21 protein-coding genes are annotated in these 26,478 nt (G+C 71.4%); 6 read left to right on the top strand and 15 right to left on the bottom strand.

Annotated elements, in window-relative coordinates:
• The first annotated feature begins 46 nt into the window (after positions 1-46).
• From IE278_RS01295 to IE278_RS01285, 3 genes are all read left to right on the top strand, one after another.
• Positions 47-1,063: a LacI family DNA-binding transcriptional regulator gene (locus IE278_RS01295; protein WP_246569906.1), complete on the top strand. Its 1,017-nt coding sequence runs from the start codon at positions 47-49 to the stop codon at positions 1,061-1,063.
• 88 nt (positions 1,064-1,151) lie between these two features.
• On the top strand, positions 1,152-3,086 hold the full coding sequence (locus IE278_RS01290; RefSeq protein WP_189767833.1) for a cellulase family glycosylhydrolase: 1,935 nt from the start codon (positions 1,152-1,154) through the stop codon (positions 3,084-3,086).
• A complete protein-coding gene (locus IE278_RS01285) occupies positions 3,083-5,356 on the top strand; it encodes a glycoside hydrolase family 3 N-terminal domain-containing protein (RefSeq protein WP_189767831.1) in 2,274 nt (757 codons plus the stop codon). The genes IE278_RS01290 and IE278_RS01285 overlap by 4 nt, the downstream gene beginning before the upstream one ends.
• A 28-nt stretch (positions 5,357-5,384) precedes the next feature.
• Here the strand turns inward: IE278_RS01285 and IE278_RS01280 are convergent, their stop codons facing one another.
• The 9 genes from IE278_RS01280 to hisD form a co-directional block, all read right to left on the bottom strand.
• Positions 5,385-6,152 (bottom strand): DUF4097 family beta strand repeat-containing protein, encoded by a 768-nt coding sequence (locus IE278_RS01280; protein WP_189767829.1) that lies wholly within the window; start codon positions 6,150-6,152, stop codon positions 5,385-5,387.
• Positions 6,153-6,220: 68 nt separating this feature from the next.
• Positions 6,221-7,426 (bottom strand): NAD(P)/FAD-dependent oxidoreductase, encoded by a 1,206-nt coding sequence (locus IE278_RS01275; RefSeq protein ID WP_189767827.1) that lies wholly within the window; start codon positions 7,424-7,426, stop codon positions 6,221-6,223.
• A 114-nt stretch (positions 7,427-7,540) separates the two neighbouring features.
• A complete protein-coding gene (gene sigJ, locus IE278_RS01270; RefSeq protein ID WP_189767825.1) occupies positions 7,541-8,485 on the bottom strand; it encodes an RNA polymerase sigma factor SigJ in 945 nt (314 codons plus the stop codon).
• A gap of 25 nt (positions 8,486-8,510) precedes the next feature.
• Positions 8,511-10,256 (bottom strand): glycoside hydrolase family 13 protein, encoded by a 1,746-nt coding sequence (locus IE278_RS01265; protein ID WP_189767823.1) that lies wholly within the window; start codon positions 10,254-10,256, stop codon positions 8,511-8,513.
• Positions 10,253-11,173, bottom strand: a complete 921-nt coding sequence (locus IE278_RS01260) for a nitrilase-related carbon-nitrogen hydrolase (protein WP_213089695.1) — start codon at positions 11,171-11,173, stop codon at positions 10,253-10,255. Before IE278_RS01260 ends, IE278_RS01265 begins: the two co-directional genes overlap by 4 nt.
• Positions 11,170-11,970: a carbohydrate ABC transporter permease gene (locus IE278_RS01255; protein ID WP_189767821.1), complete on the bottom strand. Its 801-nt coding sequence runs from the start codon at positions 11,968-11,970 to the stop codon at positions 11,170-11,172. Before IE278_RS01255 ends, IE278_RS01260 begins: the two co-directional genes overlap by 4 nt.
• Complete coding sequence (locus IE278_RS01250) at positions 11,967-13,004, bottom strand: carbohydrate ABC transporter permease (RefSeq protein WP_189767820.1); 1,038 nt, start codon at positions 13,002-13,004, stop codon at positions 11,967-11,969. The genes IE278_RS01255 and IE278_RS01250 overlap by 4 nt, the downstream gene beginning before the upstream one ends.
• Entirely contained in the window at positions 13,001-14,386 is a 1,386-nt protein-coding gene (locus IE278_RS01245) for an ABC transporter substrate-binding protein (RefSeq protein ID WP_189767818.1), read from the bottom strand. Before IE278_RS01245 ends, IE278_RS01250 begins: the two co-directional genes overlap by 4 nt.
• Before the next feature lie 79 nt (positions 14,387-14,465).
• Positions 14,466-15,785 carry a histidinol dehydrogenase gene (hisD, locus tag IE278_RS01240; RefSeq protein WP_189767816.1) on the bottom strand — a complete coding sequence of 440 codons (1,320 nt, stop codon included), beginning with the start codon at positions 15,783-15,785 and terminating at the stop codon, positions 14,466-14,468.
• An 89-nt stretch (positions 15,786-15,874) separates the two neighbouring features.
• Between hisD and IE278_RS01235 the strand changes: the two genes are divergently transcribed.
• The gene (locus IE278_RS01235; protein ID WP_189767814.1) at positions 15,875-16,792 is read left to right on the top strand and encodes a LysR family transcriptional regulator; all 918 of its coding nucleotides are present in this window, start codon (positions 15,875-15,877) and stop codon (positions 16,790-16,792) included.
• 410 nt (positions 16,793-17,202) lie between these two features.
• Here the strand turns inward: IE278_RS01235 and IE278_RS01230 are convergent, their stop codons facing one another.
• From IE278_RS01230 to IE278_RS01210, 5 genes are all read right to left on the bottom strand, one after another.
• A complete protein-coding gene (locus IE278_RS01230; RefSeq protein ID WP_189767812.1) occupies positions 17,203-17,448 on the bottom strand; it encodes a DUF5133 domain-containing protein in 246 nt (81 codons plus the stop codon).
• Positions 17,449-17,661: 213 nt separating this feature from the next.
• On the bottom strand, positions 17,662-19,116 hold the full coding sequence (locus IE278_RS01225) for a GH1 family beta-glucosidase (protein ID WP_189767810.1): 1,455 nt from the start codon (positions 19,114-19,116) through the stop codon (positions 17,662-17,664).
• 100 nt (positions 19,117-19,216) lie between these two features.
• Positions 19,217-20,158: a carbohydrate ABC transporter permease gene (locus tag IE278_RS01220; RefSeq protein ID WP_189767808.1), complete on the bottom strand. Its 942-nt coding sequence runs from the start codon at positions 20,156-20,158 to the stop codon at positions 19,217-19,219.
• Between the two features lie 13 nt (positions 20,159-20,171).
• On the bottom strand, positions 20,172-21,161 hold the full coding sequence (locus IE278_RS01215) for a carbohydrate ABC transporter permease (protein ID WP_189767806.1): 990 nt from the start codon (positions 21,159-21,161) through the stop codon (positions 20,172-20,174).
• A gap of 128 nt (positions 21,162-21,289) precedes the next feature.
• On the bottom strand, positions 21,290-22,603 hold the full coding sequence (locus IE278_RS01210) for an ABC transporter substrate-binding protein (protein WP_189767804.1): 1,314 nt from the start codon (positions 22,601-22,603) through the stop codon (positions 21,290-21,292).
• Positions 22,604-22,886: 283 nt separating this feature from the next.
• Between IE278_RS01210 and IE278_RS01205 the strand changes: the two genes are divergently transcribed.
• Complete coding sequence (locus tag IE278_RS01205; protein WP_189767802.1) at positions 22,887-23,903, top strand: LacI family DNA-binding transcriptional regulator; 1,017 nt, start codon at positions 22,887-22,889, stop codon at positions 23,901-23,903.
• 189 nt (positions 23,904-24,092) lie between these two features.
• Here IE278_RS01205 and IE278_RS01200 read toward each other — a convergent pair whose 3' ends face one another.
• The gene (locus IE278_RS01200; protein WP_189767800.1) at positions 24,093-25,070 is read right to left on the bottom strand and encodes a TIGR01777 family oxidoreductase; all 978 of its coding nucleotides are present in this window, start codon (positions 25,068-25,070) and stop codon (positions 24,093-24,095) included.
• A 600-nt stretch (positions 25,071-25,670) separates the two neighbouring features.
• Between IE278_RS01200 and IE278_RS01195 the strand changes: the two genes are divergently transcribed.
• Positions 25,671-26,468 carry an SCO4651 family lipoprotein gene (locus IE278_RS01195; protein ID WP_189767798.1) on the top strand — a complete coding sequence of 266 codons (798 nt, stop codon included), beginning with the start codon at positions 25,671-25,673 and terminating at the stop codon, positions 26,466-26,468.
• Positions 26,469-26,478: the final 10 nt, after the last annotated feature.

Here is a 26,478-nt window from a genome sequence, read left to right as displayed (position 1 = left end):
CACCGACGGCACCGACGGGCCCGCCCAGGCTGTCAGACGTCCCACCATCAAGGCCGTCGCGGCAGCCGCCGGTGTGTCGACCGCGGCCGTCTCCCAGGCCTTCAACGACAAGGGGCGGCTCTCCCCGGCGACCCGGCGCCGCATCCTGGACACCGCGCTGGAACTGGGCTGGTCGCCGAGCGCGCCCGCCGCCGCCCTGCGCAGCGCCCGCACCCGTACGCTCGCCCTGGTCGTCCGGCGCCCCACCGACGTCCTCGGCGCGGACCCCCACTTCAGCGAGCTGATCACCGGCATAGAGGGTGAACTGGCCCCGCGCGGTTACGGGTTGCTGCTGCATCTGGTCGCCGGGGCGCAGGAGGAGAACGTCCTCTACGAGCGGCTCGCCGCCGAGGGCCGGGTGGACGGCGCGGTGCTCACCGACGCACGGGCCGTCGACCCCCGTCCCGCGCTGCTGGCCCGCCTCGGCCTGCCCGCGGTGCTGCTGGGCGCTCCCGACCGCGCCGCGGCCGTGCCGAGCGTCGGCCTCGGCCGGCAGGGGGCCGGCGTCGAAGAAGTCGTCGCCCATCTGCTGCAACTCGGTCACCGGCGCATCGCCTATGTGGCGGGCCCCGAGGAGTTGCAGCACACCAGACTGCGCCACGGCGCCTTCGACGCGGCCCTGCGCAAGGCGGGGGTCCGGCCGGTCGCCGTGCTGCACACCGACTTCTCGGAGGTGTCGGCCGTCGCCGCGACCGTCGCCCTGCTGGACACCGCCGACCGCCCCACGGCCATCGTCTACGCCAACGACTCCATGGCCGTGTGCGGTATGGGGGCCGCGCAGCGCGCGGGCCTGCGCGTCCCCAAGGACCTGTCGGTCGTGGGCTACGACAACCTGCCGCTGGGTCGTTGGCTCCACCCGCGGCTGACCACCGTCGACCAGCAGGTGCAGCGGGTCGGCGCGGCGGCCGCGCGGGTCCTGCTCGCCCGCTGCGGCGAGGACGTCGAGGCCGAGCGGCTCGACGACCGGCCCCGCCTGGTCGTCCGCGAGTCCACCGGCCCGGTTCCCCGAAGACCTGCCCCTTGACCCCGCCCCGGCCTCCGGGCCGGACCTGTACCGCCCGGCCGCCCCGTGCCCGTACCGCACCACCCGATCGATCGATCCGAGAAGGACCATGCGACGCCACAGCGCCCACCTGACCCACGACTCCGCCGTACTGCCCTGGCTCGGCGCCAACTTCTGGTCCCGCACCGGCGGTCCTCTGATGTGGCGCGACTACGACCCGAAGACGGTCCGCGAGGAACTGGAGGTGCTGCGCGAGCACGGGCTGACCATGACGCGCTCCTTCTTCTACTGGCCCGACTTCCACCCGGAGCCGCACCGGATCGACGACACCCTGTGCGAGCGGTTCGCGGACTTCCTCGACGCCCATACCGAGGCGGGCATGGGCACCGTGCCGACGTTCATCGTCGGCCATATGTCCGGCGAGAACTGGGACCCCGTGTGGCGCGGTGGACGGGACCTGTACGAGGACGTGTGGATGGTGGGCCGTCAGGCGTGGTTCGCCTCGCAGATGACCCGCCGCTTCAAGGACCATCCCGCGGTCACCGGCTGGCTCATCACCAACGAGATGCCCGGCTACGGCCGCGTCTACCAGGAGAACCCGCCCTCCTCCGACGTCGTCACCGCCTGGGCGCAGGCCATGTGCAACGCCGTACGGGCGGCCGGCGGCACCCAGCCCGTCTCCCTCGGGGACGGCGCCTGGGGCATCGAGGTGACCGGCCGCGACAACGGTTTCTCGCTCCGGGACACCGCCGAGTACGTCGACTTCGTGGGCCCGCACGTCTACCGCTCGGACACCGACCGGCCCCGCCAGCACTACCGTGCCGCCTTCGAGTGCGAGCTGGCCTCGGTGACGGAACAGCCCGTCGTCCTGGAGGAGTTCGGCCTCTCCACCGACACCGTGTCCGCCGAGAACGCCGGGATCTACTACCGGCAGACCCTGCACAACAGCCTGCTGGGCGGTGCCACGGGCTGGATCGCCTGGAACAACACCGACTACGACGACCTGTGGGACCGCTCGCCGTACGACCACCACCCCTTCGAGATGCACTTCGGCATCACGGACAGCGAGGGAGCGCCGAAGGCACCGCTGCTCGAACTCGCCGCGTTCGCCGATGTGCTGCAGGCCGTGGACTTCGCCCGCTGCCGCCGCGCCGACACCGACGCGGCCCTGGTGGTGCCCGCGTTCCTGGAGCGCGGCTACCCGTACAGCAGGCCCGCCGACCGCCCCCTGATCTTCACCTCGCTGCACCAGTCGTACGTCGCCGCGCGCGCCGCCGACCTCCCGGCCGGACTGGTCCGCGAGGCCGACCACCTCCCCGGCCACGCCAAGCTCTATCTGCTGCCCGCCACACGGCAGTTGACCGCCCGCACCCGGCGTGAACTGGCCCGGCGCGCGGAGGAGGGGGCGACGGTCTACCTGTCGTTCTGCTCCGGCGAACACCCCGGCACACGCGGCCCGTGGTTCGACGACCTCGACGGTCTGTTCGGCGTCGAACTGCAACTGTCGTACGGGGTCGCCGAGCCCATCACCGACGACGTACTGGAGATGACCTTCACCGAGGACTTCGGCCCCCTCTCCGCGGGCGAGACCCTCTCCTTCCCGGTGGCGGGCAACGAGGACAGCCGGGCCTATCTGCCGGTGGTCCCGCGCGACGCCAGGGTGGTCGCCGTCGACGGGCACGGCCGCCCCGCCCTGCTCGTACGCGAGACCGGACGCGGACGCACGGTCCTCGCCACCTACCCGCTGGAGCACATGGCCGCCCGCACCGCGCACATCAACCCCGAGCAGACCCACCGCCTGTACGCGGCCCTCGCCGACCTCGCGGGCGCCGACCGCCCGGTCACCGTCGACAGCCCGTACGTGGGCGCCGACCTGCTCGTGCACGAGGACGGCCGGCGCTTCGTGTGGCTGGTCAGCCAGTGTGCCGAGGAGCTGACCGTACGCCCGGACGCGGCCGGCACCCTGCACGACGTGACTTCCGGCGAGCGGGTGACGGACGTGCGGCTCGCCCCGTACGGGGTCGTCGTCCTGGAGCTGACATGACCGGCCCGCTCTACCGGGACCCGGACGCGCCGGTCGAGACCCGGGTGCGGGACCTGCTGGGCCGCATGACCCTCCAGGAGAAGGTGGGCCAGGTCAACCAGCGCCTCTACGGCTGGGACGCCTACGAGCGCAGGTCGTCCGGTGACCACCGGCTCACCGACGCCTTCCGGGCCGAGGTCGCCGCGCACGACGGCATGGGCGCCCTCTACGGTCTCCAGCGCGCCGACCCCTGGTCGGGGGTCGGGTTCGCGGACGGCATCACGGCGGCCTACGGCGCCCGGGTCTCGGACGACGTGCAGCGATACGTCGTGGAGCACACCCGCCTGGGCGTCCCGGTGCTGTTCGTGGAGGAGGTGCCGCACGGCCACCAGGCCCTCGACGGCACCGTCCTGCCGGTGAACCTCGCCGTGGGCGCCACCTGGGACCCCGGCCTGTACGAGGCAGCCGCCGAGGCGGCGGGCGCCGAACTGCGCGCCCGCGGCGGCCATGTGGCGCTCGTGTCGGCCCTCGACCTGGTCCGCGACCCGCGCTGGGGCCGCGCCGAGGAGTGCTTCGGCGAGGACCCCCACCTGGCGGCCCGGTTCACGCAGGCGCTGGTACGCGGTATGCGCCGGGCGGACACCGCGGTCGTGCTCAAGCATTTCGCCGGGCAGGGTGCCACGGTCGGCGGACGCAACAGCGCGGCCACCGAACTGGGGCCGAGGGAACTCCACGAGATCCACCTCGCGGCGGCACGCGCGGGCGTCCGGGCCGGTGCGGCGGGCGTGATGGCGGCCTACAACGAGCTGGACGGCCTGCCCTGCGTCGCCAACCACCCTCTCCTCACGGGGCTCCTGCGTGACCAGTGGGGTTATGACGGGATCGTCATGGCGGACGGCGGCGCCATCGACCGGCTGGTCCGCCTCACCGGTGACCCGGTGGCCGCGGGAGCCATGGCCCTGTCGGCGGGCTGCGACCTCAGCCTGTGGGACGCCGCCTTCCCACGGCTGGGCGAGGCCGTCACCCGTGGACTCGTTCCCGAGGCCACGCTCGACACCGCCGTCGCCCGGGTCCTCACGCTCAAGTTCCGGCTCGGCCTCTTCGAGCAGCCGTACACGTCCGGTCGGCCGGCCCATGAAACGCCTTATGCCGTGCGGGAGTTGAGCGAGCGGATCGCCCGAGCCGCCGTCGTCCTGCTCGAACACGACGGGGACACCCTGCCGTTGGGTCCGGCGGCCCGGCGGATCGCCGTACTGGGGCCGGGCGCCGACTCCGTACCGCACCAGATCGGGGACTACACCGCGCCCCAGCGGCCCGGGACGGGCATCACCGTGCTGCAGGGCATCCGCGACGCCGCACCCGACGGCGCCGAGGTCACCCATGCCGCCGGGTGCGCGCTGACCGGCGCCGATCTGTCCGCGCTCCCCGAAGCGGTCGCCCTGGCCGCCGCGGCCGAGGTGGCCGTGCTGGTGCTGGGCGGTTCCAGCGCCCGCGACGGCGACACGGCCTTCGACGACAACGGCGCCGCGCGCGTCGGCTCCGCCACGCCGAGCGGCATGACCTGCGGCGAGGGCGTCGATCTGGCCGAACTCACGCTGCCCGAAGGGCAGTTGCGGTTGCTGGACGCCGTGGCCGCCACCGGCACACCGGTCGTCGTGGTCCTGGTCCAGGGACGCCCGCACGCGCTGCCCGACCTCTCCCGTACCGCGGGCGCCGTGCTGAGCGCCTGGTATCCGGGGCCGTGGGGCGGAGCCGCGGTCGCCGATGTCCTCTTCGGCCGGGCGGAGCCGGAGGGGCGCCTCCCCGTGTCGGTGCCGCGCTCGGCGGCGCAGCTGCCCGTCTTCTACAACGGCAAGGACCACGGCTACCGGGGATACGTCGATCAACCGGCGTCCGCCCGCCACCCGTTCGGCCACGGGCTGTCGTACACGACGGTGTCCTACGGCGAACCGAAGCTGTCGCGTACGTCCGTGTCCCTGGACGCGCCCACGCTGACCTGTACGGTCACCGTCACGAACACGGGGCGGCGGCCGGTGTGCGAGACCGTGCAGTTGTATGTGCGGCGGATGTCGGGCGGCTCCTCGTGGCCCAGGGCGAGAGAGCTGCGCGGGTTCGCCCGTGTCCGGCTCGCGCCGGGTGAGAGCGCGGAAGCCGTGTTCGACATCGACGCGGACACGCTCGGCTCGGTGACGCGCGACCTCTCCGTGGGTGTCGAGGCGGGCGAACTCCTGCTGGAGACAGGCCCCTCGTCCGCCAGGACCAGGGGAGCCGCCCTCACTGTCGGGCCCTGAGCCAACCCCTGGCGCGTGCGGTAAGTGCCTACTCCACGCCGGCCGTGACGTCACCGTTGACGGTGGTGAGCGTCATGCTGCGGTCGTCGTCCTCGTCTCCGGCGGGGACGGTGACCGAGGGGCGGCCGTTGTCCGTGGTCGCCGCGACCCGGTAGGCGGGCGCGTCGTGCGGCAGCATGACCCGGACCGAGCCGTTGGTGGTGCGGCCGCCGACGCCGCCCGGGGAGGTGGCGCAGTCGAGCGTCACGTCGCCGTTCACCGTCTCGGCGTGCACGTCCTTGGCGCGCAGGGTACCCGCGCGAACGGATCCGTTGCGGGTCTCCAGCCGGACGGCGGCGTCCTTGCGGCCCGACCTGGTCACGGTGACATCGCCGTTGACGGTCGTGAGGTCCAGCGCGGCGGAGACACCGGCCACGTCGATACCGGCGTTGCGGGCGGAGACGGTGACGGACGTGCCCTCGGGGACGTCGACCTCGGGCATACGGGCACACTCCCGGCCGTGGGTGTCCTGCTTCGGGCACGACAGGTCGAGCACCCAGGTGTCGTCCCGGTGCGACCACTCGTGCCGGATGTGGCCCCCGACGCCCACCCGGTCACCGTCGGCGGGGCGCAGCCGCACCCCGTTGTCGGTGGTGATCACCAGGTCGGCGCCCCGGGCCACGGCAGGCTGTGCCGCGGCCCCCCAGGCGCCCTCGCCGTCGTTCCCGTCGTGGCCTGCGCCGCACGCCGCGACGAGTGGGACGATCGCCATCAGGGCGATCAGGCTCCGTGCGCGCGTCGTTGTCGTTGCGTCCATGCCCGGTCGGTTTCCCCGGGCCCGCGCATCCATGACTCCTGGGGGCCGCCCGCCGTGCGCCGTTGCCGTCAGACCGCTGCCCCGACGGCCGTCCCCGTCCCCGTCCCGGCCGTCTCCCCCACGACATGGCGGCGACGGGCGGGCAGGCCGAGGGTCGGATTGGCGACACCCCAGACGGCTCCCTTGCAGACCAACTCCTTGTAGAGGGCGGCCAGTCGGCCGGTGAGGGTCGCGTCGACGGCCCGGTCGTCGGCGGTGACGTACTGGATCAGGCCCTCCTTGCGGCCCAGCGAGATGCACTGGTTGAAGTACCTCACCGGCGCGTGCGGCAGTTTGCCGCCGGTCAGGCGTGCCGCGACGGCATCGGCGGCCTGCCACGCGGCGGGGGTGCCCGAGGCGCACGACATCCGCAGCGGCTTGTCGCCGGGGCCCATCGCCATGGCCGCGTCGCCGACGACATAGACATCCGGGTGCGAGAGCGAGCGCATCGTCCGGTCGACCACGATCTGTCCGGTGCCGGTGGTCTCCAGGGTGGTGGCGCTCGCGATCGGGTGGACCGCGAAGCCGGTCGTCCACACGGTGACCGCGGCGGGGACGGTCCCGCCGTCGGCGATGGTGACCCGGTCGGCCCGGACCTCCGTCACGGCGGTGTTCTCGTGCACGGTGATGCCCAGCTCGCCGACGACCTTGCGCAGGTGGGCGCGCCCCTTGTCCGAGAGCCAGTCGCCGAGGCCGCCGCGGGCGACGAGGGCGACAGCGAGGTCCGGGCGGGCCTCGGCCAGCTCCGTCGCGGCCTCCACACCCGTGAGACCGGCGCCGACGACGACCACGGGCTGTCCGGCCGCAAGGCCGGCCAGCCGCTCGCGCAGCCGGAGCGCTCCGGGCCTGCTCGCGATCTCGTAAGCGTGCTCGGCGGTACCGGTGACGCCCTGGTCGTTCCAGCCGCTGCCGAGGGCGTACACGAGGGTGTCGTACGGCAGTTGTCCGGTCACGCCGTCCTTCTCGGTGACGGTGACCGTCCTGCGGTCGGCGTCGACACCGGTCACCTCGGCGATCCTCAGCTCGACGCCGGTGCCCTCGAACATCTCGCTCAAGGGGCGCGGCGTGAGGTCCTGGCCGGCCGCGAGCTGGTGCATCCGGACGCGTTCGACGAAGTCGGGCTCGGCGTTGACGAGGGTGATGGCGACCTCGTCACGGTGCAGCCGCCTGGCGAGGCGGCCGGCCGCGATGGCTCCGGTGTATCCGGCGCCGAGAACGATGATGCGGTGCTGCATGATGGCGACTCCTGTCTGCGCGGGTCCGGCCCGTGTCGAGCGCTGTGACGCCCCTTGAACCGGGCAGCACGCCGATCCCTGACAGGAACTCCGTGTGAAGCAGCTCACATCGCGTCAGAAGGCGTGGAAGAGCGGTTCCCCGTGGTCGGCCGCCGCCCACACCTCGGTCGCGCGTTCCAGCTTGTCGGGGTTGACCTGGCTGCGGAACGCGGCGATGCCCTCGGCGGTGATCTCCGGGCAGGTGATGCCGACGACCTTGCCCGCGACCACGGCGACGATGGCGAGTCCGCCGTTGGCGGTCGTCAGGTGTATCTCGGCCGAACCGCCGAGCAGAGCGCGCTTGGCCGGTGCCGGCCTGAACAGGCCCCGCATGAACTTCGCGACCGCGAGGGCGCCCTCGAACGGCGTGGCCCTGGCCGGGACCTTCCCGCCGCCGTCGCCGACCGAGACGGCGTCACCGGTGAGCAGCCGCACGAGCGGCTCGGTCTTCCCCGTGGTGGCGGCCGACAGGAACTCCTCGACGATCCGCCGGGCGGCGGCCCCGTCGATCTCGGCGCGGGCCCTGCCGTCGGTGATGTGCCGCTTGGCCCGGTGGAAGATCTGCTGACTGGCCGCCTCGGTGATGCCGACGATCTCGGCGATCTCCCGGTGCGGGTAGTCGAAGGCCTCCCGCAGCACGTACACGGCCCGCTCGTTGGGGGACAGCCGCTCCATGAGGGTCAGGACCGCGTACGAGAGCGACTCGCGCTGCTCGGCGGTGCCCGCGGGGCCGAGCATCGGGTCCCCGTCGAGCAGCGGCTCGGGAAGCCACTGCCCGACGTACCTCTCGCGTCGTGCGCGGGCCGAGGTGAGCTGGTTGAGGCACAGGTTGGTGAGCACCTTCGTCAACCAGGCCTCCAGGACCTCGATGCGTCCGGTGTCGGCGGCCTGCCACCGCAGGAACGTCTCCTGTACGACGTCCTCGGCCTCGCTCGCCGAACCGAGGAGGCGGTAGGCGATGGCCTCCAGACGAGGCCTCAGCGTCTGGAACCGGTCCACGTCCCGCACGGTCAGCGACATGGACCGGATCCTAACCGGCGTGCTCCTACGCGGTGTTGGCCTCCCCCGTGGTGTCGGCCTCCCCGGTGGTGAACCAGACCGTGGCATCCGGCGGTACCTCGGTCGTCACCGGCTCGGACGCGGCCAGCACCCGTGCCGCGGGAGGCAGGGGGACGGGGTGCCCGCCGAGGTTGGCGACGACTTCGACGGGGCCGTTGGCGAGGTGCAGGACGTCGTCGCCCCCGGGGCGCGGGACGTCGTCGGAGGAGGCCACCCATGTGAGCGTCCCCTCCCCCAGCCGGTACCGGCGGCGCAGGTCCAGCAGGGTGCGGTACAGCTCCAGCGTCGACCCCGGGCGGCCCCGCTGTGCGGCCACGGCGTAGGAACCGTAGTCGGACGGCTGGGGCAGCCAGGTGTCGGACCCGGTGCCGGTGCCGAAACCGAGGGCGGGGCCCTCCTCGGTCCACGGCAGGGGCACCCGGCAGCCGTCGCGCCCTCGGATGCGGTGTCCTGACCGTTCCCACACCGGGTCCTGGCGTGCCGCGTCCGGCAGCGAGGTCGCCTCGGGCAGGCCCAGTTCCTCGCCCTGGTACAGATAGGCGGACCCGGGCAGGGCCAGCATGAGCGCGGTGGCCGCTCGGGCCCGGCGCAGTCCCAGGGGGCGGTCGGGCTGCGGGTCGTCGGCGCCCACGCCGTGTTCCAGCTCGACCTGTCCGTCGTATCCGAAGCGGCTTGCGTGCCGCATCACGTCGTGGTTGGACAGGACCCAGGTGGTCGGCGCGCCGACGGCGTCGTTGGCCGCCAGCGACTCGGTGATGACCTTCCGCAGGGGGCCCGCCTGCCAGGGTGTCTCCAGGAAGCGGAAGTTGAAGGCCTGGTGCATCTCGTCGGCGCGGATGATCCGGGCGGCGCGATCCGGCGGCAGCCAGGCCTCGGCGCACAGGATGCGCCGGCCGTCGTAGCTGTCCAGGAGCCGCCGCCAGCCGCGGAAGATCTCGTGGATGCCCTCCTGGTCCCACATGGGAGGCATCACGCCGTCGACAGGCTCGATCACCCCGTGGGTCGGACGGGGCCAGTCGGGCAGCCCCGGGGCCTTGACGAGGGCGTCGCACACATCGACGCGGAATCCGTCGACACCGCGGTCGAGCCAGAACCGCAGCGTCCGCCCGAAGTCCGCCCGTACGGCGGGGTTGTCCCAGTTCCAGTCGGGCTGGGAGGGGTCGAACAGGTGCAGGTACCACTGCCCGGGACGGCCGTCGGCCTCGGTGACCCTGGTCCAGGCGGCCCCCTCGAACATCGACGTCCAGTCGTTGGGCGGCAGGGAGCCGTCCGGTCCGCGGCCGTCGCGGAAGTGGAACAGGGCCCGCTCGTCGCTGCCGGGGGCGGCGGCCAGCGCGGCACGGAACGCGGCGTGCTCCGAGGAGCAGTGGTTGGGCACGAGGTCGACGATCACGCGGATGCCCAGCCCGTGGGCGCGCGCCAGGAGTTGGTCGAAGTCGGCGAGCGTGCCGTAGCGCGGGTCGACCGCGCGGTAGTCGGCCACGTCGTAGCCGCCGTCGCGCTGCGGCGAGGGATAGAAGGGGGAGAGCCACAGGGCGTCGACCCCGAGGTCCGCCAGGTGGTCGAGCCGTCCGGTGATGCCGGGCAGGTCACCGGTGCCGTCACCGTCGCCGTCGGCGAACGAGCGCGGGTAGATCTGGTAGATGACTGCGGTGCGCCACCAGTCGTCGTCGGCCGCCGAGGACAGCGGACCGGTCTGTGCGGCTGCGGGAGTGGAGTCTGCTGTGGTCATAGCAGCGGGGTCTCCTGTGCGTAGATGTCGGGCCGGCGGTCGCCGAGCAGGTCGTTGTGCGGGGAGATGGCCTTGTCGCGGGACAGGTGGAGGAAGAGGTCGGCCACGGCCCGCTGCGGCGAGGCGGCCGGATCGTCCGGACCGGTCGGATCGGCCGGATCACCCGAGCCGGTCGTGGCCTTCGTGTCGGACGTGAGCCAGCCGAACTGGTCGATGACCGCCGTGCCCTGTGTCCACCGCTGTCCGCGCTCGACGCCGCCGCGGTCCGCGCACGCGATGAAGACGCCGTTGGCGCGTGCGGCGGACTGGGCCTGGATGATCTCCGCCGGATACTGGCCGGCCGGCTGCTCGACCAGCGGCCAGTTGGTCGGCACGGCTATCAGGTCGGCGCCGGCGAGTGCGAGCCGGCGGGGCATCTCCGCGAACTCCAGGTCGTAGCAGATCAGTACCCCGATACGGCCGTGTGCCGTGTCGACCACCGGTGGGGTCCGGTCCCCTGGGGTGAAGAACAGCGTCTCCCTGTCCCACAGATGTGTCTTGCGGTAGACGGCCCGCACCCCGCTCGCGTCGACCACGGCGGCGCTGTTGTACAGCGTGCCGTCCGCGTCCTCGGCTTCCTGGCAGAAGCCGAGGACGACGACACCCCGCGTGCCGGTGAGCAGCGCGCTCAGGTCGGAGAAGAAGGGGTCCTCGACGGTGATCGCCGTGGTGCGGGCCTCCTCGGCGGTCTCGAAGACGTAACCGGAGGTGACCAGTTCGGGGAGGACGACGATGTCGGCCCCGTCCGCCAGGGAGCGCCGGACGGCTTCCAGGGCCAGCCCCTTGTTGTAGGTCAGGTCGCCGATCCGTGGCGCCAGTTGCTCGCACACCACACGGGTCACCCCGGTCCTCGCGCTGGTGGGACGGCTGACGGTCACTTCACCGCTCCTTCCGTGAGGCCGGTGATCAGGCGCCGTTGCAGGACCGTGTACGCCAGCAGCACCGGAAGGGCCACGAGGACGGCGGCCGCCGCGGTGACCGCGGGGTCGCTGGAGCGGGCGGCCCCGGAGAAGAAGGACAGCGCCAGCGGAACGGTCTGCACCGCCGCGTTGTCGGGGACCAGGATGAGGGCCAGCAGGAACTCGTTCCAGGTGAAGAGGAAGAGCACGGTGCCCAGGGTCGTGAGGGCGGGCCCGGCGATGGGCAGGACGACCAGCCGCAGCGTCTGGAATCTGCTGGTGCCGTCGATGCGCGCCGCTTCGAGCAGTTCCTGCGGGACCGAGGCGAAGAACGTACGCATCCACAGCACTCCGAGCGGGACCGACAGGGCGATCTGCGGAAGGATCAGCGCCCAGTAGGTGTCGATGAGGTTCCAGCCCGCGAGCAGTTCGTACAGGGGCAGCACGGTGACCTCGTACGGGAGGACGAGGCCGAGCAGGAGCAGGCCCAGGACGACCTTGCCGCCGGGGACGCGCATGGTGGCCAGCGCGTAACCGGCCAGGCTCGCGAGGAGCACGGTGACCACGACGACGGTGACGGACACCAGGGCGCTGGAGACCAGGGCGGAGCCGAAGCGTCCCTGGGTCCAGGCCGTCGAGTAGCTGGACAGGGACGGTCCGCCGGAGGAGCCGGCGAACGAGGAGACGACGATCGACACCAGCGGGAAGACGGCGACGACGGACGCGAGGACGAGCAGTGCGTGCGTGGTGACGCTCTCGGTACGGGCGATCCTCATGGCTGCACCTTCCTGGCCGGCCGGGCGGGGCCGCGTCGTGCGAGTGCGCGGCGTACGAGGCCGGGTCGCCCGGGGTCGCGGCCCGTGCCGTCGCGTTCCCGCAGCAGGAGCTGTACGGCGACCACGACGGCGAGGATGACCACGGTGAGCACGATGGCCAGCGCGGAGGCGCGGCCGAGCAGGCGGTTCTGGAACGCGTCCTGGTAGACGTACAGGCTCGGGACGGTCGTCGAGGTGCCGGGTCCGCCGCGGGTGGTGTTCCAGATGAGGTCGAAGTTGCGCAGGGCGAAGGTGACCGTGAGGATCAGCGCCATCGAGATCTGGGGGCGCAGTGCGGGCAGGGTGATGGAGAAGAACTCCCGCACCGCTCCGGCGCCGTCCAGGCGGGCCGCCTCGTAGGTCGAGCGGTCGATGGCCACGATGCCGCTGAGGAAGAGCACCATGCACAGGCCGTACTCGACCCAGGTGCCGACGACCCCGATCGAGGGCAGGGCGGTGTCGAAGTTCCCGAGCCAGCTCGTCGTGAAGCGGCCCAGGCCCACGGCCCGCAGCAGCGCGTTGACCGGGCCGTCCTCGGCGAGGAGGTTCCGCCAGGCGACGGCGACGACGACGCTGGAGAGGATCTGCGGCACGAAGAGCACCGCCCGGAACAGGGTCAGGCCGTACACGCGGATGCGGGACATGGCTCCGGCGAGCAGCAGGCCGACGGCCACCGGCAGGGCGGCGTAGAAGAACAGCAGGACCAGTGAGTGCAGCAGCGCGGCGCGCAGGTCCGGGTCGGTGAAGACAGCCGTGTAGTTGCCGAGGCCGACCGGGGTGCCCTCGGTGAGGCCGTCGTAGGCGTAGAACGAGTACCAGACCGAGATGCCGATGGGGTACAGCACGAAGACGGCGAAGAACGCCAGGGCCGGTGCCACGTACAGCAGCGAGGACCAGGAGAGGGAGGTCAGGTGGGGGCGTGGTCTGCGGGTCCGGCGTATGCCGGCCGGCGGGGGCGCGGTGTCGCGTTCGCGCGCGGGGGCGACGGTGCTCACTCGGACTCCCTCGCCTTCTGCCAGGAGTCCTGGACCGCCTCGGTGAAGGCGGCACTGCTCGTACGGCCGGCCATGACCTCCTGGAGCTTGCCTCCCATGACGGAGAGCATGTCGGTGGCGCTCCAGTCGTAGTAGCCGACCTGTGTGCCCGCGGCGATCGTGCGCTTGAGCACGTCGAGGGTCTGGCTCTGCAGGCTGTTCGCGCCCTTGACGCCGTCGGTGACGACGGGCAGGCGGCCGGTGTCGAGGATCTTCTGACCCGTCCCGGGTGTGTGCAGGGCCGCGAGGAAGGCGACGGCGGCGGGGGTGACCTTGGAGGAGGCGGCGATGTGCCACGGCGAGGCGGTGGCTCCGGCGCCGCCGGTGGTGAGCGCGCCGAAGCCGAACTTCTCGGGGTCGAGCTTGGCGCCGTTCCAGGAGCCGCCGACGAAGAAGGCGCCCGAGCCCTTGGCGAAGCGGGCGATGGCGTCCTCGTTGCTGAGGCCGTCGTAGCCGGATCCGAAGTAGCCCTTCTTCGCCCAGTCGGCCATGGTGTCGGCGGCCTTCTCGTTGCCGGGGGTGGCGAAGGTCGTGCCGGCCCTGCCGCCGATCCAGTCGCGGATCGAGGCGGGGCTCTGCTCGGTGACGGCGAGGTCGGAGAAGATGTGGGTGGCGGCGTACTGGTCGCTGTTGCCCAGCATGACGGGCTGCTTGCCTGCCTTCTTCACGACCGGCAGGTCCTTCTCCAGGTCGCTCAGGGACCGCGGCGGTGCCAGGTCCAGGGATGTCAGCAGGGCCTTGTTGTAGTAGATGCCCTGGACCTCGCTGATCGGGGACATGCCGTAGAGGTTCCCGTCGCCGAACGCGGTGCCCGCGCTGTTCCAGCGGGCCGGTGCCAGGGTGCTCGCGCCGGTGCCGGTGAGCCAGCCGTAGGTCGCGGCCACGTCGTCGAGAGGGCGGACCAGCTTGGCCTTGACCAGGGCGCCGTCGACCGCGTAGCCGATGTTGCCCTGGAACAGGTCGGGCGGGGTGCTGCCGGAGGCGGCGTTGACGACGGTGGCGATGAGGTCGTCGAAGCTCTTGTAGGTGAGGTCGACGGTGACGTTCGGGTACTTCTTCTCGAAGGCAGGGACGACCGACTTCATCAGCGGCTTCTCCGCCTGGTCCGCCCACATCCGCAGGGTGACGTCGCCCAGGGCGGCGACCTGCGCGGTCGTCACCGGCTCGGTGACGAAGGACTGCGTCCCGGCGGTGGCGGACTTCCCCGCGCCGGGCGCGCCGCACCCGGCGCAGGCGAGGACCGCGGCCAGCGCGACGGCCGCGGCGGTGCCCCAGGCGCGACGGGGCGCGCCCGCTCTCTCACGGAGTACGTGACGACGTACCTCACGACGTACGGATTTCATCCGGTGCACCGTTCCTGTGTGGGCCTGTATGTGCCTGTATATGCCTGTGTGGGCCGTGTGGGCCTGTGCGGGAGGGGGGTCAGCCGGCGTAGGAGCGCAGGCGGAGGGTGGCCGTGGCCTGGTGGGCGGTCATGCCCTCGCTGGCGGAGATGACCTCCACCGCCTCGGCGAGCAGCGGCGTGGCCTCACGGCTGATGCGCTGGTACGTGAGCGGCTTCAGATAGCGGGAGACGGACAGGCCGGCGCTGTGCTTGGCGCCGCCGGCGGTCGGAAGGGTGTGGTTCGTGCCGGCCATGCCCTTGTCCGAGTACGCGACGGTGCTCCAGTGGCCGAGGAACAGGGAGCCGTAGTTGCGCAGCGTGTCGTGGTACCAGTCGTCCTCGGCCGTGTGCACCTCCAGGTGCTCCGGGGCGAGTTCGTCCATGACCGCGACCGCGTCCTCCCTGGTGTCCACGAGGATCACGGAGCCGAAGTCGTGCCAGGCGGGTCCGCAGATGTCCCGCGTGGACAGGGTCGGCACCTGGCGCTCGACGGCGGCGATGACGGCACGGCCGAGCTGTTCCGAGGTGGTGACCAGGGCGGCCGGTGAGTTGGGGCCGTGTTCGGCCTGGCCGAGCAGGTCCGCCGCGACGGCTTCGGCGTCGGCCGTGCCGTCGGCGATGACAGCGACCTCGGAGGGCCCCGCGAGGAGGTCGATGGCGACCGTGCCGAACAACTGCCGCTTGGCCTCGGCCACATAGGCGTTCCCGGCGCCGACGAGCATGTCGACGGGCGCCCGGCCCAGCAGACCGAAGGCCATGGCCGCGAGGGCCTGCACCCCGCCGACGACGAAGAGGTGGTCGATGCCCGAGAGGTGGGCGGCGTAGGTGACGGCGTCGTTGGCGCGTCCGTCCGGCTGCGGAGGGGTGCATCCGATGACCGTGGGGACGCCCGCGGCCTTGGCCACGCCCACGGTCATGAAGGCGCTCGCGGTGAGCGGGAAGCGGCCCGCGGGGAGGTAGGCGCCGACGGCGGCGACCGGTATGTACCGCTGGCCGACCAGCAGGCCGGGGGCGATCTCCTCCTCGAAGTCCGCCAGGTGTTCACGCTGCAGGCCGGCGAAGCGGCGGGTGCGCTCCGCGCCCAGCTCGATCGCCGCACGCAGGTCCTTCGGCAGCCGGTCGCCGCTGCGGGCCAGGTCCGCCGCGTCCAGCTCGATCGCGCCGTCGGGCTGGCCGTCGAGGGTGCGCGCGTAGCGGCGGACGGCGTCGAGGCCGTCGCGCTCGATGTCGGACAGCATGCGGCCGACCGTCTCGATCACCTCGGGGTCGCGCTGGGCGGGCGGAGCGTCGACCGCGGGAGCCTTGAGCAGGGTGAACCGGTCGGCGTAGGCAGCGGTGAAGCGGGAGCTCAATTTCATACGACTGAGCCTGAGGGACGGTTTGCCCCGGGACAACCTCGAATTGTCCTCGCCACCCCATAGGGCTGCCCTATGGCAGAGTGGAGGGCATGCCCCCTTCGTCCGCTCCGGCGATCACGCTCAACCAGCTGCGCGCCTTCCTCGCCGCCACCCGGCTGGGCACGTTCTCCGCCGCCGCGGTGGAACTGCGCACGACCCAGCCCTCGGTCTCGGAACTGATCAAACGCATGGAGGACCACTACCGGGTACCGCTGTTCACCCGGGGTGCGCGCCGGCTCGTCCTGACCGCGGCGGGCGAGGAGCTGCTGCCCTACGCCGAGCAGGCGGCGGAGGCTGTCGAGGGCGCCGACCGGGCACTGCGCTCCCTGACCTCGCTCGACGGCGGGGTCGCCACGTTCGGTCTGCTGCGCAACGCGGACTACTACCTGCTGTCCGACCTGCTCGAGACGTTCCACGCCCGGCATCCCCGCGTACGGCTGCGGATCGTGGGCCTCAACTCGGTGGAGGTCGCCGAAGCCGTCGCCGCGGGTGATCTGGAGGCCGGTCTCGTCGTCCTGCCCATCGACGCCGAAGGCCTGGACATCACGCCTCTGATGCGCGACGAGGTCGTCTACGCCTCGGCGGACCCGGAGCGCACCGCCCGGCCCGTGACCATGACCGACCTCGCCGAGGCACCGCTGATCCTGTACGACGCCCACTACGGCTGGCGGGATCCCACCCGGCGCCAGCTGGCCGAGCGGGCCCAGGTGGAGGGCATCACCCTGTCGCCGGTGGTCGAGGTGGAGCAGGTCGACTCCGCGCTGCACCTCGTGGCGCGGGGCGCCGGGGACACCATCGTGTCCCGGGCGGTCGCGGGCAGCCGCACGTTCCCGGAGAACCTGCACACCGTCGGTTTCGCCGAGCCCCTGTACGACACCATCGCCGTCGTCCGGCGCCAGGGAGCCGTACTGTCACCCGCGACCCGGGAGCTGGCCCGGCTGGCCCGCCGCATGTTGCTCGAACACTGACCTGAACCCGGGCCGTACCCCCGGGGCGGGAGGTGTTCCGTACCGGGGTGTGCGTCGGTGCGCCGTCCCCTGCCCCGGTCCGCCCGCCATGCGCCGCCGCGCGGCCACCCGCGCCCCGCTACGGTGGGGGCAGTGGCGGATACCCGTGCTGACAGCCCGCAGGGTCATCGCGCCGCTCGGCTCCCGGACCCCGCGCCGCACACCGGAACAGACACGGCAGCAGAACGGCCGGGGCCCTCACATCCTCGCAGCGGACGCCGGGACCCCGGATTGTCGTCCTCCGCCGTCCTGGAGCGATTCCCGCTCGCTCCGGCAGGGGGAGGACCGGACCGGCGCGGGGACACCCGCGGATGGGGAGCCGACTGTGCCCCCGCGTCGGCAGGACCACCGTCACCGCGCGGCCCAGGTCCCTACGCGGCCAGGGTCTCGTCCTCCTGCGCCGCCCCCTCGCGCGTGGTGCGGTACTTCTCGATCAGCAGGTCGGCCGTACGCAGCGCCTCCTCGGCGGTGCGCGAGGCCGTCATGACGCAGAGGGTGTAGGTGACGTCCTCCAGAGCACGGCTGGTACGTCCGGTGGGGCGCACGTCGTGCTCGATCCGTACCTCGGCGAACTGGGCCAGGACCGTACGCAGTTCCTTCTCCGCCGGCACCATCATGGTGATTCCTCTCCCACACACAGCACAGCTCGCATGTGGGCAGGTGCCACCGCGAGAATCCAGACTTCCTCAGTGGCGTCGTTGTCACTGGGCGACACCAAGCGGTGTCGGCTACACCCCCTGGTGCCCCGTCGCGGTGGGTCTATACCTGCACATGCCCCACATCCACCACACGGATCCGCGGTCGCGGCGCCGGTGCCGGGGAGGAACGGCTCAGTCCTCGCCTCCTTCGTCCGGCAGGACGCCCGTGCGGGCCACGCCGGCATACCAGCGCGCGCTGGCCTTGGGGATGCGCCGGCCGGTCGGGTAGTCGACGTAGACGGCGCCGAAGCGCTTGCTGTAGCCGTAGCCCCACTCGAAGTTGTCCAGCAGGGACCACAGGAAGTAGCCGCGCACGTCGACGCCGTCCCTGATCGCCCGGTGCACGGCGGACAGGTGGCCGCGGAGGTAGGCGATGCGCTCGGGGTCGACGACCTCGCCCTCGGGGTTCACGTAGTCGTCGAACGCCGCCCCGTTCTCGGTGATCATCAAGGGCATGGCGGGGAAGTCCGCCTTGAGCCGCAGCAGCAGGTCGTACAGACCGCTCGGGTCGACCGCCCAGCCCATCGCGGTGGTGCTGCCCTGTGGACGGTGGAAGGCGACCTCGGCCCCCGGCCAGGGGCTGTGCGCGCTCTGGCCGTGACCGTCGGAGCCGTGGCTGGCCCCGCCGGTGGCGGCGGAGACGACGGTGGGCGTGTAGTAGTTGACGCCCAGGAAGTCCAGCGGCTGGTGGATCTCGGCGAGGTCGCCGTCCTGCACGAAGGACCAGTCGGTCAGCGAGGCCGTGTCCTGGAGGAGGTCCTGCGGGTACCGGCCCTCCAACTGGGGTCCCGTGAAGACACGGTTGGCCAGCGCGTCGATCCGGCGGGCCGCGTCCACATCCTCGGCGGACTCGGTCAGCGGCCGGACGTGGTGGATGTTGAGCGTGACGGACGCCCGCGCGTAGGACGGCAGTTCGGCACGCAGCGCCTGTACGGCCTTGCCGTGGGCGAGGTTGAGGTGGTGGGCCGCGCGCAGGGCGGCCACCGGGTCGGTACGGCCGGGGGCGTGGACACCGGAGCCGTACCCGAGGAAGGCGCTGCACCAGGGCTCGTTGAGGGTGGTCCAGGTCTTCACCCGGTCCCCCAGCGCACGGGCCGCCAGGGTCGCGTAGTCGGCGAACCGGTCGGCGGTGACGCGCTCCGGCCAGCCGCCCGCGTCCTCCAGCTCCTGCGGCAGGTCCCAGTGGTAGAGGGTGACGACCGGTTCGATGCCCTTCTCCAGCAGGGCGTCGGTCAGGGCGCGGTAGAAGTCGAGCCCCTTCTGGACGGCCGGACCGCGACCGGTCGGCTGCACCCGCGACCAGGACAGCGAGAACCGGTAGGCGCTCACCCCGAGGTCGGCCATGATCTCGACGTCCTCGCGCCAGCGGTGGTAGTGGTCGGTGGCCACGTCACCGGTGTCGCCGTTGCGCACCCTGCCGGGCGTGTGCGAGTAGGTGTCCCAGATCGAGGGGGTGCGTCCGTCCGCGGTGGCGGCGCCCTCGATCTGGTAGGCGGCGGTCGCCGTACCCCAGGTGAATCCCTGCGGGAACCGAACGGCGGCGGAGTTGTCCGGGGTGGGCGCGACACGTCGGGTAACGGTGGTCACGTGAGTCCTTCCAGATGTACTGCGGGACGGGAGAAGCCAGGTGGAGTGGGCCGGGGTGGGGGCGCCGGAGGGCCCCGGGACCAAGGGGACGGCGGGACGCTCATCCCTTGACCGCGCCCTGCATGATGCCGCCGACGATCTGCCGGCCGAAGACGATGAACATGGCGAGCAGGGGCAGCGTGCCGAGCAGGGCACCCGCCATGATCAGCGACTGGTCGCGCACGTATCCGGCGCTCAGCTGGGTGAGCGCGACGGGCACCGTCGGATTCGACATGTCGAGCACGATGAACGGCCAGAAGAAGTCGTTCCAGGCGTGCACGAACGTGATCATGAACAGGACCGCCATGGGTGCCCGGGCGATCGGCAGCACGATGCTCCAGAAGATGCGCAGGGAGTGCGCGCCGTCGACCCGGCCGGCCTCCACGAGTTCGTCGGGCAGCGCCTCGCTCAGGTACTGGCGCATGAAGAACACCCCGACGGCACTGACGAGCGTGGGGAAGATGACGGCGGGCAGCTGCTGTCCCCAGCCCAGCTCCGTCATCATCATGAACAGTGGTACGACGCCGAGCTGGGGTGGCACCATCATCGTGCCGATCACGAGCATCAGCAGGATGTTGCGGCCCTTGAAGCGGAGTTTCGCGAAGGCGAACCCGGCCAGGGTGGCGAACAGCACCGTCGACAGGGCGATCACACCGGCCACGATCAGGCTGTTGAGCATGGCCTTGCCCAGTGCGGCGTCCTGCCAGGCCTTGCCGAGGTTGTCCAGGAGGTGGGGCCCCGGCAGGAACGGCGGGGGCGTCTGGGTGACGCGCGTGTTGTCGCTCGACGCCGCCACCATCGTCCAGTAGAGCGGGAAGAGGGAGAAGAGGGCCGCGATCCCCAGCAGGATGTAGGCGACGGGACCCGCGTGGTGCTGACGTCCGGCACCGGGGTGGCGAAACAGCTGTCGGCTCCGGCCACCGGGCGGCTCGCTCTTGCGGGTCTTGCGCGCGGCCTCCGGGCGTGCGTCCGCCGTCTGGACCGGGATGCTGTCTGTGGTCATGGGTATCTCCCGGTCAGGCCTTGCGCGCCAGGACGCGCTTGACGACTCGTTGGACGACGAAGAGGACGATGAGCAGCAGGAACATCGCCCAGGCGACCGTGGCGGCCCGGCCCATCTGGTAGTTCTTCCAGCCCTCCTCGTACAGGAGCAGTCCCAGCGTCTGGTACTGGTTGTCCGCGCCGCCGGTGATGCCGTTCGGGCCCTGGCCGAAGATCAGGGGCTCACCGAAGAGCTGCGTGGCGCCGATCGTGGACAGGACGATGGTGAACACGATGGTGGAACGGATACCGGGGACGGTGACCTTGAGGAACTGCTGCCAGCGCGAGGCGCCGTCGATGGCCGCGGCCTCGTAGCGGTCCCGTGGGATCGCCTGCATCGCCGCCAGGTAGAGCAGCGCGTTGTAGCCGGTCCAGCGCCAGATGACGATCGTGGAAATGGCCGTCTGCGCGGCCCACTTGTTGTTCTCGAAGTCGATGTTGTCGATGCCGACCAGGCTCAGCATCCAGTTGATCATGCCGAAGTCGCGCTCGAAGAGCATCGTGAACACCAGGGCCGCGGCGCCCACGGAGGTGGCGTACGGGGTGAGGGCGGCGACGCGGAAGAACGTCGAGCCCCGCAGCTGGTAGTTGAGCAGGTGCGCGAGACCGAGCGCCATCATCAGCTGCGGCACGGTCGACAGGACGCCGATGGTGAACGTGTTGAGCAGCGCGTTCCAGAACCGGTCGTCGTCCCACAGAGCCGTGTAGTTGTCGAAGCCGACCCATTCCATGACGTTCAGGGTCGACAGTTCGACGCGGTGCAGCGAGATCCACGAGGTGTAGACGAGCGGGTAGAAGCTGAAGGCGGCGAAGACGACGAAGAACGGGGCGACGAAGGCGTACGGGGCGCCGCGCACGTCGAGCCGGTGGAGCAGCGAACTGCGGCGCTCGGAGGCGGTACCGGTCCCGTCCGGCGCGGCGGTGCCGGGCGCATCGTCTGGGGGTGTCGAGGTGGAGATGGCCACCGGAAGGCGTCCTTCCTGGAGGGTGAGCTGAGGGTGGGGCGGGGCGGGCAGGGGCCCGGCGGCCCGCACGGGCCGTGCGGGGGACGCCGGGCGGCTGCGGAGGTGGGCGACGGACCGGTCCTACGAGGTCAGCCGGCGGCTTTCTCGATGCGCTTGTCCGTGGTCTTCCACGCCTCGTTCGGGCTCTTGCCCTGCGCCTCGATCAAGGTCAGACCCTGCGAGAAGATGTCCTTGATCGTGCCGTCCTTGCGGCCGAGCACCTGCTCGTCGGGGATCTCCTTGGCCGCTTCACCGAAGATCTGCCCGATGGGCGCACCCGCGAAGTAGTCGGACTTGGCGTCGACCACTTCGGGCATCTCCAGCGCGGTCTGCGACGAGGGGAAGTTGCCGATCTCCTTGAACAGGTAGGCCTGCTGCTCGGGAGCGGTCAGCCAGGCCACGAGGTCCTGCGCCTCCTTCTTGACCGGGCTCTTCTCCATCACCCCGAGGAAGGACCCGCCCCAGTTGGCGCCCTTGGGGGCCTTGGCCACGTCCCACTTGCCCTTGTTCTTCGGTCCGGCCTTCTCACTGATGTGCGCGAGCATCCACGCCGGGCAGACGGTGGAGGCGAAGGTGCTGTTGGCCAGACCCGGGTCCCAGCCCGGCTGGAACTGGCGGAGCTTGGCGGTCAGATCGGACGTGGCCGCCTCGGAGGCCAGCTTCCACGCGTCCTTCACTACGGGGTTCGTCTCGTAGATGAGCTTGCCCTGCTTGTCGTAGAACTGCTGGGAGTTGCCGTAGATCATGGCGTTGAACAGTCCGCTGGAGCTGTCCATGAAGGCGACCTTGTCGTCCTTCGACTTCTTCTTGAACGTCTTGCCCGCCTCGACGTACTTCGACCAGTCGCCCTCCCACAGCTTGGCGACCTCCTCGCGGTCGGTGGGCAGACCGGCCTGCTCGAACAGGTCCTTGCGGTAACAGACCGCCATCGGGCCGATGTCGGTCCCGAGGCCGATGACCTTCTTGTCGTCGGTGGTGACCTGGCTCTGCTTCCAGGGAAGGAAGTGGTCCGTCCCGGCCGCGCCGGCCAGGTCGACGAACTTGTCCTTCTGCGTGTCGGACAGTTCCTTGGCCCGACCAATCTCTATGCCCTGGATGTCCTTCAGCCCGCTCCCGGCGGCGAGGTGGGTCTGCAGGGCGGTGTAGTAGGTCTGCTCGTCACCCGCGACGTCCGCCTTGATGACGACGTCCGGGTGCTCCTTCATGTACTTGTCGAGCAGGCCGGTCTCCTTGAAGCCCATGACACCGAAGAGCCCCATGGTGATGGTGGTCTTGCCGTCCTTCTTCCCTCCGCCCGTCCCGCCGCTGTCGCTGCCTCCGCAGCCCACGACCAGGCCGAGAGCCGACACAACCGATACGGCGGCCACGGCTCGTGTACGCAACTTCTTTCGGACCTTGCCCATTTCGTCCTCCTAGCGGCGGCGCTGACGCACCGGAGTTCGAGCCCCGCGGTCCGCTCCGCAGGCCCGATTTGTCCGGTGGGTACGTTCCCAAACAACGATGGGAACGTGCCCACTCGGTGGCCCAGAGCGTGGCCGCCGCCACAGGGTCCTGTCAAGAAGTTGAAACCACTTCGTTGCCGGAAGATGTCGCGGAGGTGCACCAGGACCATCCGGGCGCCCTTCGCGGGTCTGGCACAATGCGCAGGTGACAGCCGTTCGGACGGCGCGGGGGCGAGGAGGCGGCATGCGGGGCAGACAGCGTCCGACCATCAAGACCGTGGCCGCGCGCGCCGGTGTCGGACGGACCACGGTTTCACGAGTCATCAACGGCTCGGAACTCGTCAGCGAGAAGGCGAGGGCCGCCGTGCTCGCCGCCATCGCCGAACTGAACTACGTACCGAACTCCGTCGCCAGGGGCCTGGTGACGAGCCGGACGAACTCCGTGGCCCTGGTGATCCCCGAGTCCGAGAGCCGGCTGGGCTCGGAGCCGTACTTCTCGGCGGTCATCCGCGGGGTCAGCACGGCCCTCGCGAAGACCCGCACACAGCTCCAACTGGTCCTCGTCCGCGACCAGGCGGAGCGCGACCAGCTCACCGAGTCGGTGGCGGAACGCCGGGTCGACGGGGTGCTCCTGGTCTCGGTGCACGAGCACGACCCGCTGCCGGGCCTGCTGGAGGACATGGGACTGCCGACGGTGCTCGCCGGGCGCCGTTCCGTCACGGAGTCGCTCAGCCATGTGCACTCCGACAACGCGGGCGGCGCCGCGACGGCCGTCGGCCATCTGCTCGCGCAGGGGCGGCGGACCATCGCCACGATCAGCGGCCCCCTCGACATGGATGTGTCGCGCAGCCGGCTCCAGGGGTGGCACGAGGCCCTGGAGAAGGCAGGACACGACCCCACGGACCGGCTTGTGGCCTCCGGCGACTTCACCGAGGAGGGCGGCGAGGCTGCGATGCGTTCACTCCTTGAACAAGTCCCCGCGCTCGACGCCGTGTTCGTCGCCTCGGACGTCATGGCGGCGGGGGCGCTCGTGGAGCTGCGCAGGCAGCGGCGCAGCGTGCCGGAGGATGTTGCCGTGGTCGGCTTCGACGACTCCATCATCGCCCGGCACACCAACCCGCCCCTCACGAGCGTGCGTCAGCCCGTCGAGGAGATCGGCGAGACGATCGCCCGCCTCCTCCTGGAGGAGATCGGCAACCCCGAGGAGCCGCGCCGGCACGTCGTGCTGCCCACGGAACTGGTCGTACGCGAGTCGTCCTGAGCCCGCGGTCCATGGTCCGTGGTCCGCGGACTGCCGGTTGCCGGTTGCCGGTTGCCGGTTGCCGGTTGCCGACTGTGAACGCTGCCGCCGGCCGGCGCAGGCAGGATCATCGGCGCGTCGCGTGCGCCGGGCGGACCGCCGCGGAGGGTTCGTCCTCCCGTACCGGCAGGGTCCGAGGAGGACGGACCGCTAACGCGTCGACAGCCGGTCCGCCTCCCGGCCCGGATGTCTGCGACCCGCCTGCCGGACAAGGGACTTGGCGGCGCTCCCCCACTCGGGATGTGCGAAGGCGAACCCGGCCGCGCCGAGCCGACCGGGCACCACCCGGCGGCTCTTCAGCAGCAGTTCCGTGTCCGAGCGCAGGGCGAACGCCCCCAGCTCGGCCATCCAGCGTGTCGCCGGCAGCCCCACCGGAACGCGCCACGCCGTACGCAGCGCCCGCATGAAGTCGCGGTGCGGAAGAGGCCCGGGCGAGGCGAGGTTCACCGGTCCCTCGATGTCGTCCCGGTCGATCAGGAACTCCACCGCCCGCACGAAGTCCTCGCCATGGATCCAGGAGACGTACTGCGCGCCGCCCGCCACCGGCCCGCCCAGCCCGAGTCGTACGAGCCGCGACAGCACGTCGAACACGCCGCCCCGGTCCGGACTCATGACCATCGCCGACCGCAGGGCCACCTTGCGGGTCGCGGGAGTCGGTGCCTCGGACTGCGCCCGCTCCCAGTTCTGCGCGATCTCGACGCTGTACGCCCAGTAGTCCGGCACGCCGGGCTCCGCACCGCCGATCACGCCGGTCGTCTCGTCGTGCGCCGCGTCGAAACTGTGGGCGTAGACCGTCGCGGTACTCATCTGCAGCCAGACGCGCGGTGGTCGCTCGGCGGCGGCGATCGCCTCGCCGACCACGCGCGCCGAGTCCACCCGGGAGTCCATCATGGCCCGCAGGTTCTCCTCGGTGTAGCGGCAGGAGACGCTGCGTCCGGCGAGGTTGACGACGACATCGCAGCCGTCGATCGCCTCGGCCCAGGGGCCGAGTGTGACCCCGTCCCAGCCGATGTCGTGCGCCCTCGACGGACTCCGGGTCACCACCGTGACCTCGTGGCCGGCCGCTGTCAGCGCGCGGTCGAGAATCGCGCCCACCTGTCCGGTTCCCCCGGGCAGCACTACCTTCATCGAACCCCCTCGGCTTCGTTCGACGAAAGCGTATCCCGCCTTTTTGAACATGTTCAACTCTGTGGCGGAGTGGGCTGCGGGTTTCGGCGACGCGAGTGGCCCGGTTGCTGGTTTCCTGGACCCATGATCTCGGTGACATCGATGGTCGGGGCCGGTGCAGACCTTCGCGTCGGCACGTGCGGCAGCGCTGATATTCGCTCCGGCAACGCGTCTTGCGTCAGCGCCGCGCCTTCCGTGGGACAGGCGCTCGGCGGGGCCCGCGGGCTTCCCTCCTCCAGCGGGCGGGGCTGCGCGTCATGACCGGGCGTCGGGGCTTCTCCGCGTCCGAAGGGGTCGGCGCAGGCGCTGTAGGCCGCGTGGGCACTGCGGGCACTGCGGGCGCCACAGCCCGAACCCGATGGCTCAGCCGCGTACTCGGGCGCGCCCGCCCGGAATGAGGCGGTGAGGGGGGCGCCGTCCGCTCGCAGGAGACCGCTCGGTTCGGCGCTCCGATCAGGGTGCCGCAGCCGAAAATCTTGAGCCCCCTGGCCGGTTCCATGCGAAGATCTGCAGGCCCTTCGGGGCTCCACCCCACCGCAGTGACGATGTCCCGGAGAACCGATGCGCCACGCCCACCTCCTCTCCACCGCTGTCATGCTGCTCTGCTGCACCGCTTGCTCCGGTGGTCCGGGCGGCGGCTCAGGGGAGAGTGCGGAGGAGACCGTGGATCACGGGGCGGCCGTGCGCGCCGCGATCGCGCGGACGAGCGCGGACAGCGCCCGCGTGGACGAGACGATCGAGATGCGCTCCACCGACAGCCCCACGACCTACGTGTTCGCGATCGGCGGCGCCTTCGACCTGGCGGGTGACAGGGGCCGGCTCACGGTGAACCTCGAGGACAGCGGCATGGACCCCGTCGAGGAGGTCTTCGTCGGTGACACGGTCTATGTGCGGGGTTCTCGGGCGGTGGGTGAGGACACCTGGGCCGCGGCCGACCGGAGTGAGGCCCTGACCCGCTATTTCCTGCGGTCGCCGCTGAACGACCCCGAGCATCTGCTCCGCCAGATGAAGGCGATGCGGCAGGTGTCGAACGAGGGCGAGGAGCAGGTGAACGACGCTCCGGCGGTGCACTACAGGGGCACGATCGACCACGCCACCGCGACGCTCCGGATGACGGCGAAGACGAAGCAGGGCCTGGACGAGGTGCGCGAGAAGCTGGGCGACGACGTGCCCGTCTACGCGGATGTGTGGGTCGACGGCAAGGGGCGTGCCGTCCAGGTCCGGCTGTCCTACTTCGGCGGTATGAAGGCCGTGACGACGCTGACGCTGTCCGACTTCGGAACACCGGTGAAGGCCGGGGCGCCACCGGCCGACGAGGTCGTCCCCGTGACGGCGGGCGAGGACGTCCTGCTGGCCTGAGCGGGGGTGC

Origin of the sequence: Streptomyces tauricus (genome assembly GCF_014650955.1) — a bacterium.
Classification (GTDB): domain Bacteria; phylum Actinomycetota; class Actinomycetes; order Streptomycetales; family Streptomycetaceae; genus Streptomyces; species Streptomyces tauricus.
The sequence above is the reverse complement of the archived record's forward strand: the minus strand, read 5'-3'. Positions and strand labels throughout refer to the sequence as shown.

What these genes read in the sequence shown, in the direction of transcription:
- IE278_RS01290 (WP_189767833.1), top strand. Translation starts at nt 1,152, where the DNA reads ATGCGACGCCACAGCGCCCACCTGACCCACGACTCCGCCGTACTGCCC.
- IE278_RS01285 (WP_189767831.1), top strand. Translation starts at nt 3,083, where the DNA reads ATGACCGGCCCGCTCTACCGGGACCCGGACGCGCCGGTCGAGACCCGG.
- IE278_RS01280 (WP_189767829.1), bottom strand. Translation starts at nt 6,152, where the DNA reads ATGGACGCAACGACAACGACGCGCGCACGGAGCCTGATCGCCCTGATG.
- IE278_RS01275 (WP_189767827.1), bottom strand. Translation starts at nt 7,426, where the DNA reads ATGCAGCACCGCATCATCGTTCTCGGCGCCGGATACACCGGAGCCATC.
- sigJ (WP_189767825.1), bottom strand. Translation starts at nt 8,485, where the DNA reads ATGTCGCTGACCGTGCGGGACGTGGACCGGTTCCAGACGCTGAGGCCT.
- IE278_RS01265 (WP_189767823.1), bottom strand. Translation starts at nt 10,256, where the DNA reads ATGACCACAGCAGACTCCACTCCCGCAGCCGCACAGACCGGTCCGCTG.
- IE278_RS01255 (WP_189767821.1), bottom strand. Translation starts at nt 11,970, where the DNA reads ATGAGGATCGCCCGTACCGAGAGCGTCACCACGCACGCACTGCTCGTC.
- IE278_RS01245 (WP_189767818.1), bottom strand. Translation starts at nt 14,386, where the DNA reads ATGAAATCCGTACGTCGTGAGGTACGTCGTCACGTACTCCGTGAGAGA.
- hisD (WP_189767816.1), bottom strand. Translation starts at nt 15,785, where the DNA reads ATGAAATTGAGCTCCCGCTTCACCGCTGCCTACGCCGACCGGTTCACC.
- IE278_RS01235 (WP_189767814.1), top strand. Translation starts at nt 15,875, where the DNA reads ATGCCCCCTTCGTCCGCTCCGGCGATCACGCTCAACCAGCTGCGCGCC.
- IE278_RS01230 (WP_189767812.1), bottom strand. Translation starts at nt 17,448, where the DNA reads ATGATGGTGCCGGCGGAGAAGGAACTGCGTACGGTCCTGGCCCAGTTC.
- IE278_RS01220 (WP_189767808.1), bottom strand. Translation starts at nt 20,158, where the DNA reads ATGACCACAGACAGCATCCCGGTCCAGACGGCGGACGCACGCCCGGAG.
- IE278_RS01210 (WP_189767804.1), bottom strand. Translation starts at nt 22,603, where the DNA reads ATGGGCAAGGTCCGAAAGAAGTTGCGTACACGAGCCGTGGCCGCCGTA.
- IE278_RS01205 (WP_189767802.1), top strand. Translation starts at nt 22,887, where the DNA reads ATGCGGGGCAGACAGCGTCCGACCATCAAGACCGTGGCCGCGCGCGCC.
- IE278_RS01200 (WP_189767800.1), bottom strand. Translation starts at nt 25,070, where the DNA reads ATGAAGGTAGTGCTGCCCGGGGGAACCGGACAGGTGGGCGCGATTCTC.
- IE278_RS01195 (WP_189767798.1), top strand. Translation starts at nt 25,671, where the DNA reads ATGCGCCACGCCCACCTCCTCTCCACCGCTGTCATGCTGCTCTGCTGC.